This window comes from Bacillus sp. L_1B0_5, from assembly GCF_000836715.1.
GTDB lineage: Bacteria > Bacillota > Bacilli > Bacillales > Bacillaceae_G > Bacillus_A > Bacillus_A thuringiensis_S.
In genome coordinates this window covers 18,200-27,641 of the sequence record NZ_JXIS01000081.1, presented here as the reverse complement: position 1 = coordinate 27,641, position 9,442 = coordinate 18,200, and the positions used below count along the sequence as shown (strand labels likewise).

Genomic DNA, 9,442 nt, shown 5'->3' with positions numbered 1-9,442 from the left:
GATACTTGCGTTAATATCTCTATCATGATGTGTTTGACATGAAGGACAAACCCATTTACGTAGGTTTAGATTTTTAACGTCTTTATTTTGATATCCACAACAAGAACATAATTGGCTGGAAGCAAATGTTTTCGATACGACAATGACTTGTTTGCCATACCATTTTGCTTTGTATTCTAACATGGATCGAAATTGCGACCAAGATACCTCACTAATTGCTTTTGCTAACTTATGATTCTTTAACATATTCGATACTTGCAAATCCTCTATACCGATAACATCGTGGTTTTTGATGATTTCAGTTGAAATTTTGTCCAAGTAATCTTTTCTAGCATTTGATATGTATTCATGAATTCTAGCTACCTTTACTCGTTGTTTATTCCAGCGAGAAGATCCTTTCATTCTTCTAGAAAGCACACGCTGTGCTTTCGCCAACTTATCTTCTAAATACAAAAAAACTTCGGATTTTTATAGGTTGTTCCATCTGACAAAATGGCGAAATTTTTTAGTCCCACATCCATTCCAATGTAAGAACTTATTTTCGGAAATTCTTGCACTTATATTTCCACTAACAATGACACAAAGTATCTGCCAGAAGGGTTCCTTCTAACCATAGCATTTACAATACGTTCCGTTTTTTCACGGCTTTTTGCAAATCGAACAAGGCCTAGTTTCAGCAATTTCATCTTATTTCCTACTACGGTAATGTTTTCAATTATTTGTTTTGTGGTATAGGATAAAGGGGACGTAAATAGTGCCTGTTTTAATGGAATTGAGTTACCGATATTGTAAATTTAAGCCGCTTATCTTTTGATTCGTGAGTAAACCATCGCTTAAAATTACTTATAGGGGTTGTAAAAAAGCTTAAGTTGATGGGCATGCGACTTTACCCCTACTTAATATAAATGTTTTGATGGTAATTTTTAATTTATAAAGGGGAGAGAAAATCAATGTTTTTTCATAAAACTAAATTAAAAGAGTTACTTAGAGAACTATCTTTCTATAAAAAAAGAGACGAACAACAAAGAAAAAATAATATACGTTGTGAAGAATATCCTTATATTCTGTTTAAAGACACTAATTATATGATCATTGACTTATTGGATTGTACTAATGCTACTGCAATCTACATTTATAAGCTAGATCGTCCTGCTGAGCAATGGATGTTTGATTTAGGATTTGATCTTCAATTTGAAAGTTTTGCTACACTCATTGGAAAACTAGAATTTGGATTAACTATTGAAGATAAAGCCAAAATAGAAAAGCTTTTTGTAATTAAGGAATACAGAAATCAAGGTTTTGCTACATATATGATGAAAAAAGCAATCGATTGGGGGAAATCTCAGGATTTTTCAGAGCTAAATTTGACTGCTTGTACTTCTGTACAAAAACTAGAAAATGAGCTAAATCAGGCTGAGTTAGTTTCCTTTTATTATAAATTAGGGTTTAGGAATACCTTTCCTAAATCAAATCAAATGACATATAAATATTGTACTTCTGGTGCAAAAGCTTAAGGACAATTAATTGCAATGAATCTACATTTTAAGTTTTAGAGATAAATTCAACTATATATCAGATTTTTTTACTATAAAAACCCATAATTGTATATTCATATTTTCAATAGTGCGTTCCTAACCCTATTGAGAAGAAATCTGTTCCATACCAATAAGTAGTTATTTTTCCAGAAAAAGAACCTGTTCTCAATGGAAAACAGGTTCTTTTTTGTTCAAAATCGATAGAGTATACTACAATAGTATTGGTTCTTTAATTAATGGTAAATACTCTATACTCATAGCATAATTTAATAACAAATTGATATACTCTTGATTTGGCTCTAAACAATGTACATTCTTCAAATATCCTTGCGTGTATAAACAAGATGGTATAGCTACTGATAGCTCTTCTACAGATTCTAATAAAGGCATTATGAGCTCTAAAGCTTTCTGTTCATCAGTAGTTAGATTCGTATTAAAAAACTTCTCTATATACTTCTCTTGTTTCATTAACAGGATATCGTATCCAAAAGCTTGTAAACTATTAATAAATTGGTCCCATTTAAGCTGATTTGGATTACAAATATGCATGGTTTTATTTACTGTATTGGCCTTATAAGATAATTCAGTAATAGCTAAACTTCCATAGTCTACAGGCGTTAAATCTACATACGTATTGACGTCAGGAGCTATGCTAGATAGACATATTCCTTTTAATAATCTATAAAATGCGTTTTCATTAATATTGTATTGAAATTTACCTATTTTAGAGTTACCCACTAAATTCCCCACACGGTATATCGTGGCACGAACTCCTTTTTCCATTGCTTCTCTGACCATTTTCTCGCCTTGAAACTTACTTTCTAGGTACAGATTATCTAAATTTTGCCCTCTATCAAAATTAGACTCAAAGAATTCAAATTCTTTTGGATCGCTTTCAGCCTGACCTACTACACTTAAAGTCGATATATAATGAAAACGTGCATTTGTGTTCTTAGTTAATTCCAATAAGTATTTTGTAGACTGAACATTTACCTTTTGAAAATGCTCACGTTCTCCATAGTGTCTAACTTCTCCACCACAATGTATAATTGACTCTACCTTATTCTTTAAATGGTCCAATTGCTTTGAATCTAGACCTAGATTCATCAAAGATAAATCTCCTTCAATTAATTCTACTCTCTCCTCTAACTTTTGAAGGATTTCTTTACCGAAATAAAACTGCATTCTTTCTTTTAACTTTGCACCAATTACTTGATCCTCATTTTTCCTTACTAAACAGTAAATAGTCGTAGATGGCAACTGTAATAACCTTTCTAAAATATGTGCTCCTAAATATCCTGTTGCCCCTGTAAGGAAAACTGTTTTTGGATAATTCACCATATCTAATTCACTTTCTTCTGATTTAGTTGTTTCATAAACAGGAGTCGCTTTCGCTTCATTTTCCATACATACTACATTCATATTTTTCTCTTTCTTAAACGATATATCTTCCATCTCTTCAATATGAGAGGCTAAATTTTCTATTGTTCTATACTTAAAGAAGTCTTGAATTTTCAAGTTAGGATATAACGGTTTTAATTTAACTAATGCCGGCATAACTTTTAACGAATGTCCACCCAAATTAAAGAAATCATCTTTTAAACCTATAGATTTTATGTTTAGAACCTCAGACCATACCTTTGCAATGTTTTTTTGCACTTTAGTTTGAGGTTTAATTTTACACTCATCGTTTTGCTCATGATCAAACTCTATTTCTGGTAGTTTTTCAAAATCAATTTTCCCATTCGCCGTTATTGGTATTTCTAACACATGAGAGTAATATTTAGGGATCATATATTCTGGCAATACATTTGATAAATGGAAAGCTAACTTATTTTTCTCTATCCCTATACCGTCCACTGTTTTATAATAAGCTTGCAGTAACATTCCATCTTTCGTTTGTGTTACCACAGCCTGACTTATTCCATCAAGTTGTAACATTGCATCTTCTATTTCTCCTAATTCAATTCTGTGCCCTCTAATTTTAACCTGCTTATCTTTTCTTCCCATAAATTCTATATTTCCATTTGGTAACCATCTTGCTAAATCACCTGTTCGATATAATCTTTTACTCTTATCTTCTGAAAATGGGTTTGAAATAAATGCCTGTTTTGTTTTCTCTTCCTGCTTCCAATACCCTTGGGCCAATCCTAAACTTTCAATATATAATTCACCCATACCCCCTACCGGACAAGGTTGCATATATGAATTCAATATATGAACCTTTGTATTAGAAATTGGAATACCAATCGGTACGCTTCCTAAAAGATTATTTTCGCTTTCTAAGACTGGTATGAAATAATACATTGCTGAGACAGTTGCTTCAGTAGGGCCATACTCATTTACCAGCTGTACTTGGTTTTTAAAAATACTTTGCCAACTTCTAATAGCATTTGTTGATGCAGCTTCCCCTCCCATTATTATAAATCTTAAAGAACGTATCTTTTCGCAATCCAGTTTCGTTAATGAAGTCGATAATTCATTGAAAAATACTGTTGGTAAGTCAGAAATAGTTGCTTGAGTTTCTTGAATGGCTTGAGCATATTCGACAGTTGAATAGCGCTGTTCATCACTTAATAAATATAGTTCCGCCCCATTTAACAAGGTAGAAAAAATTTCTGATACTGAAGAATCAAAACTATGGGAATAAAACTGTGTTACTTTATCATTTGGAGAGATCTGAAATACTTCATTTCTCCATTCAACTAAATTTAATACTCCTTTATGCGTTAATAATGTACCTTTCGGTTTTCCTGTTGAGCCTGAAGTATAAATTACATATGCCAAGTCATTTGGTTTATTTAAAATTTTTACATCATCATTTATAGTCGTACGATATATATCCTCTATTATTGAAACCTGATAATCACTTACATTCAAATGACTTTTGAATTTGTTACTCGTTATAATTCTACATGCCTCACTGTCACGAACTATATAATTTATTCTATCCTCAGGATATTTTACATCGATTGGTATATAGGCAGCACCGGCTTTTAATATTCCAAGCATAGAAACGATACTATTCATACTTCTATCTAAAAATATGGCTACCTTATCACCTCTTTTTATACCTTTTTCGAGTAAATGTTGAGCTACTTGATTAGAGCTCATATTTAATTGTCTATATGTTAAAGATTCCGTTCCAGTCACTATAGCAATCCGATCGGGTTGTCTATCTACTTGCATATGGAATTGCTCCTGTATATTTTGAAAATAAGGATATGGTCTTTGTGTACGATTTACCGTTTTATATAGAGATTCTTCTTCCTGTGATAGAAATGAAAGATTCTCAAATGCTACTGTTCGTCGATGAATAAAGGCGTCCAGTATAGTAAGTAAATTTTGAGTAAACCTATTAATTGACTCTTCCTTGAAAAGATTAATATCATACTCAAATGAAACCCCTACATAATCCAATCCTTCTTCAACAGCTAAAGAAATGTCAAACTTACTAATATCTTGTTTATTAGGTAACAACTGAAGCTTATACGCATCATGTTGCTGCTGAATATCTTTCTGATAACTAAACATAGTAGAAAAGATCGGATTATTCCCAAAGCTTCTATCAGGATTTATTTGTTCAATTACTTTATCAAATGGGTACGATTGGTTTTGGAAAGAATTCAAACATTTTTCTCTCACTACTTGTAATAGCTGTGTTAAATTTTTCACATCATTTAATTGTGTTCTAATTGCTAGGGTATTTACAAAAAATCCTTGTATTTGTTCAAATTCTTGATGATTCCTTCCAACAACCGGTGTACCTACAATAATATCTTTTTGATTCGTTAGATAATGTAACAATTGAATATACGCTGCTAAAAATAGCATATACATAGAAACATTCTCTTGTTCACATACTTGTTTCAAAGACTCTTTCATTTCATTATCTAACTTCATTTCAAATACTGTACCCTTATTTGTACTTTGACGATTCCTACTAAAATCTAAAGGAAGATTTAGTATAGGAAGAGGTGCTGCAAGTTCGGCCATCCAATAAGATTTTTCCGTATCCCACCGACCTAAATTTAACTGCTCCTGTTCCCACTCGGCATAATCTACATATCGATTAGAGATAATTGGCAACTCAGGATTTCTACGTTTTGCAAAGGCACTATATACCTTCATTAATTCATCTAATAAATTCCTTATACTCCACTCATCTGTAATAATGTGATGTAAATTGATATATAAATAAGAATTTTTCTTATTCAGATTAAAAATTCTAATCCTAAAAAGAGGGCCATTTTCTAAATCAAATGGTGTATGATCCGTTTGATTTATTGTTGTACGTATATATTCTTGTTGTTCTTTTTTAGACATGTGTTCAATCTCATCGTGAATCAAATCAATCGCTATTGAGTTTAAGATGACTTGTCTAGGCTCCCCATTTCTTTCAATAAACACTGTTCGTAGCATCTCGTGTCGTTCAACTAAAAATCTTATGGTGTCTTGTAAAATATCCTTATTTAAGCTCGGCTCAATATATATGTGTAGTGGTGTATCATATACTCTATTAATGGCGTTATACTTATTTAAAAACCAGATTCTTTTTTGAGCACTTGATAACTGATAACTTTCCTTATCTGCAACTTTTAATACTTGCGTCTCCTGTTCTTCCCTATCAAGATTTACTGCCATTAATTTATCGATGTAAGCAGACAGACTAGCAATCGTTGTATGCTCAAAAATATCTCTAATTTCAATTTTTAGATGAAACTCTTTTTGAATTTGATTTAACACTTGCACAGCAATTAATGAATGTCCCCCAAGTTTAAAAAAGTCATCCTCTCTGCCGATTCTATATTTCCCTAAATTTAAAATCTCTGCCCATGTTTTTGCCAATCTTTTTTCTGTTTCACTTATCGGTGGAACATATTGCTTCTGCATGTTTGCAAGTAAAGATGGGATTTGTAATTCTAATTTTTTTCTATCTAGTTTCCCGCTTGGTGATACAGGAAAACTTTCAAGGTGAAATACATAATTTGGCATCATAAAATCTGGTAAACTTTCACTTAAGAATGTTTTTAATGCCTCTTGTTTTAGTTCTGTATTGTCTTTTGATAAATAAAAGCTAACGATTTTGTCGTTTTGATAAGTGAATACTACAGCATCTCTCACTTCTGGATGTTTAAATAATGTTCCTTCAATTTCATCCAGCTCAATTCGATACCCACGTATTTTTACTTGATTATCTTTCCTTCCGATAAATTCTAAATTTCCATTCGGTAAAAGACGTACTAAATCTCCAGTACGATACATCTTTTTATCATGATTATAGGATTTATCGAAAGAAATAAACGCCTCTTTTGTTTTTTCCTTTTGATTTAAATATCCGTTGGCAACTCCATCACCGCCAATAAATAACTCACCTACTACACCTGACGGACATAACGTATTAAACGGACTAACCACGAAAACTTCACTATTAGCAATTGGTTTACCTATTGGGATATTAGAGATTTCTTTTTGTATCTCACCATTTACTTCATACATCGTTGCACATACAGTAGTTTCAGTAGGACCATATGCATTAAGAACTGGAATCTTTAACCCTAATTTACTTTGCCATTTACGAACTGATTCAGCAGGTAAAGTTTCCCCTCCTACAAATACACGTTTTACAGAATTTAATTTAATTAACATTTCTTTTGGCATATCAGCTATTAATTTAAAAAACGCAGTTGGTAAAACCACATTTGTAATACCATTCTTTTGAATTACATTTATAAATTCCTCTGCTGAACGTTTTTCGATTTCAGAAATTAAATGCATTCTCCCTCCACATAGCAAAATCGGAAATATTTCCATAATGGAGGCGTCAAAAATGATCGTTGCAAATTGCAAAAACACATCTTCTTTGCCTAAATGAAATGTATTGATTACTGAATATGATAAATTAACTACGCCTTTATGTGGTACAACGACTCCTTTTGGCAAACCTGTTGAACCTGACGTGTAGATAATATAAGCTGCATCTTCTATGGTATGTGTAGACTCAATATTTTCTATAGAATTAGTGTAATGAAAATCTTCTAGATAAATTGTATGAATCGCAAACCTTTCAACCAATCCCCTGTATTCTTTCTTCGTAATAATCATTTGACTTTCGCTATCTTTTAAGATGTATTCTATTCTTTTTTCAGGAAACTTTGGATCAATTGGTACATAAACTCCACCTGATTTTAAGATGCCTAGAATCCATACAATGGTATCAATCTCTCTCTCCATTGTAATACTTACACGTTGTCCCTTTTTCAAATCATTTTCACGTAAATAATTCGCTATTTGATTTGACTTTTGCTGCAATTCATAATAGGTAATGGATTTATCCCCCATAGAAATCGCTATTTGATTTGGCGATTTTAATGTTTGTAGATCGATTAATTGATCTAGTGTTTTTGAATTAGGATACGTAAGAGCGTTTAAATTCATTTCTTTGTATAGACGATGATCTTTCTCTAAAAGCAAATCCAATGAATGAATAGGTTCATTCACATTCTTCATTAGTTTTTGCAACAAATATATATATCTTTCAACTAAATCACTAATACTCTCTGGTTTATATAATGCTGAGTTATAGTCAACCTCAATTTTATTCTCTGTTTCACCTTCATATCGCATTATTCTCCAAGTCATATTAAAAGGATTTACTCTTCTACAATCTGTTAAAACTGTTGACTCAATATCAGGAATTTTTAACTCCAGTATCTTCATCGTATTAAATGCTGTGGAATATACCATATTATCATTTGTATTTTTATTTAGATTTAAATCTTTTACTATATGTGAGTAAGGATTATGTTTATACGTAATAGCTAGATGAATAGATTTATTCACTTTATTAAGTATCCCCTTAAATGTATCTCCCTTTTCTATTGTTATACGTATAGGTAATGTATTAACAAAGTAACCAAAAGTATTTCGTTCTTCTGTATGTGGTCTAGTATTAATTGGAATACCAACAATTATCTCTTCAGCATTTGTCATTTGATGAAGTAAGGTACAATAAGTACTTAACATTACTCGATAAATACTTATATTATTTTTTTTAGCAAAACATTGTATTTGATAAAATAGATCCGAATTAATATTCTTGCTTATATTTTTATCCGTATATCTCTTTTCATTCATTTTATTAAAATCAACAGGAAACTCTGTTGGAGTTAAGTCACCTTGTAAATAATCTTTCCAATACGATGATCCCTCTTTATATATTGCACCATCAATAAAACTCTCCTCATACTTTACGAGGTTCTTATAAGGAGATTCAAATTCTACATTCGTCTTCCCTTGAAGTAATTCACCATACGTATTGGATAATTGTCGGATGAAAACTCCTAAACTCCATCCATCATAAATAATATGATGAAACATTAAATGTAAAATAAATGTATCTTCACTGAATTTAATGATATGGAATTTAAACAAAGGTCCCTCTTCTAAACTAAATTTCTCATTCACTATAGATTCTAAGAAATTTTTAAAAATAGATTTTTGTTCTGTGTTTTTAAAAGCAGTTAAATCCTTAATTGGTATATCAAATTCTACATTTTTTTGAATTAATTGCTTTATTTTTTCATCCCTCTTCTTAAATATTGTACGTAGCGCCGGATGTGATTGCACTATTTTGGTAAGCGTTTTCTTTAAAATCTCAATTTGAAGATTCCCTTTTAACTTTATTATAATCGGTTCATTGTTCATTCCTTTTTCTATTTCCATTTGATGAGCTATCCATAATGCTTCTTGGCCTACTGTTGCATCCAATTCTTCTACAATTTCATATTTCTCTTGTATTTCTTTCATATGAATTTCTCCTTTTATAAATATTTGAAAACGGATAATATTTACATTTACAACTATATGTACATATTCTGCAATTTGTAAATTTATATTTTCCGACT

2 protein-coding genes and 1 pseudogene are annotated in these 9,442 nt (G+C 31.3%); 1 reads left to right on the top strand and 2 read right to left on the bottom strand.

What is annotated here, in order from left to right:
* Positions 1 to 737 (bottom strand): annotated as a pseudogene (locus RT27_RS23540) (RNA-guided endonuclease TnpB family protein); the annotation flags it as partial.
* A 213-nt stretch (positions 738 to 950) separates the two neighbouring features.
* Here RT27_RS23540 and RT27_RS23535 point away from each other — a divergent pair.
* Positions 951 to 1,514, top strand: a complete 564-nt coding sequence (locus RT27_RS23535) for a GNAT family N-acetyltransferase (RefSeq protein WP_043937714.1) — start codon at positions 951 to 953, stop codon at positions 1,512 to 1,514.
* A gap of 231 nt (positions 1,515 to 1,745) precedes the next feature.
* Here RT27_RS23535 and RT27_RS23530 read toward each other — a convergent pair whose 3' ends face one another.
* On the bottom strand, positions 1,746 to 9,344 hold the full coding sequence (locus RT27_RS23530; protein WP_043937712.1) for a non-ribosomal peptide synthetase: 7,599 nt from the start codon (positions 9,342 to 9,344) through the stop codon (positions 1,746 to 1,748).
* Between the last annotated feature and the right edge of the window lie 98 nt (positions 9,345 to 9,442).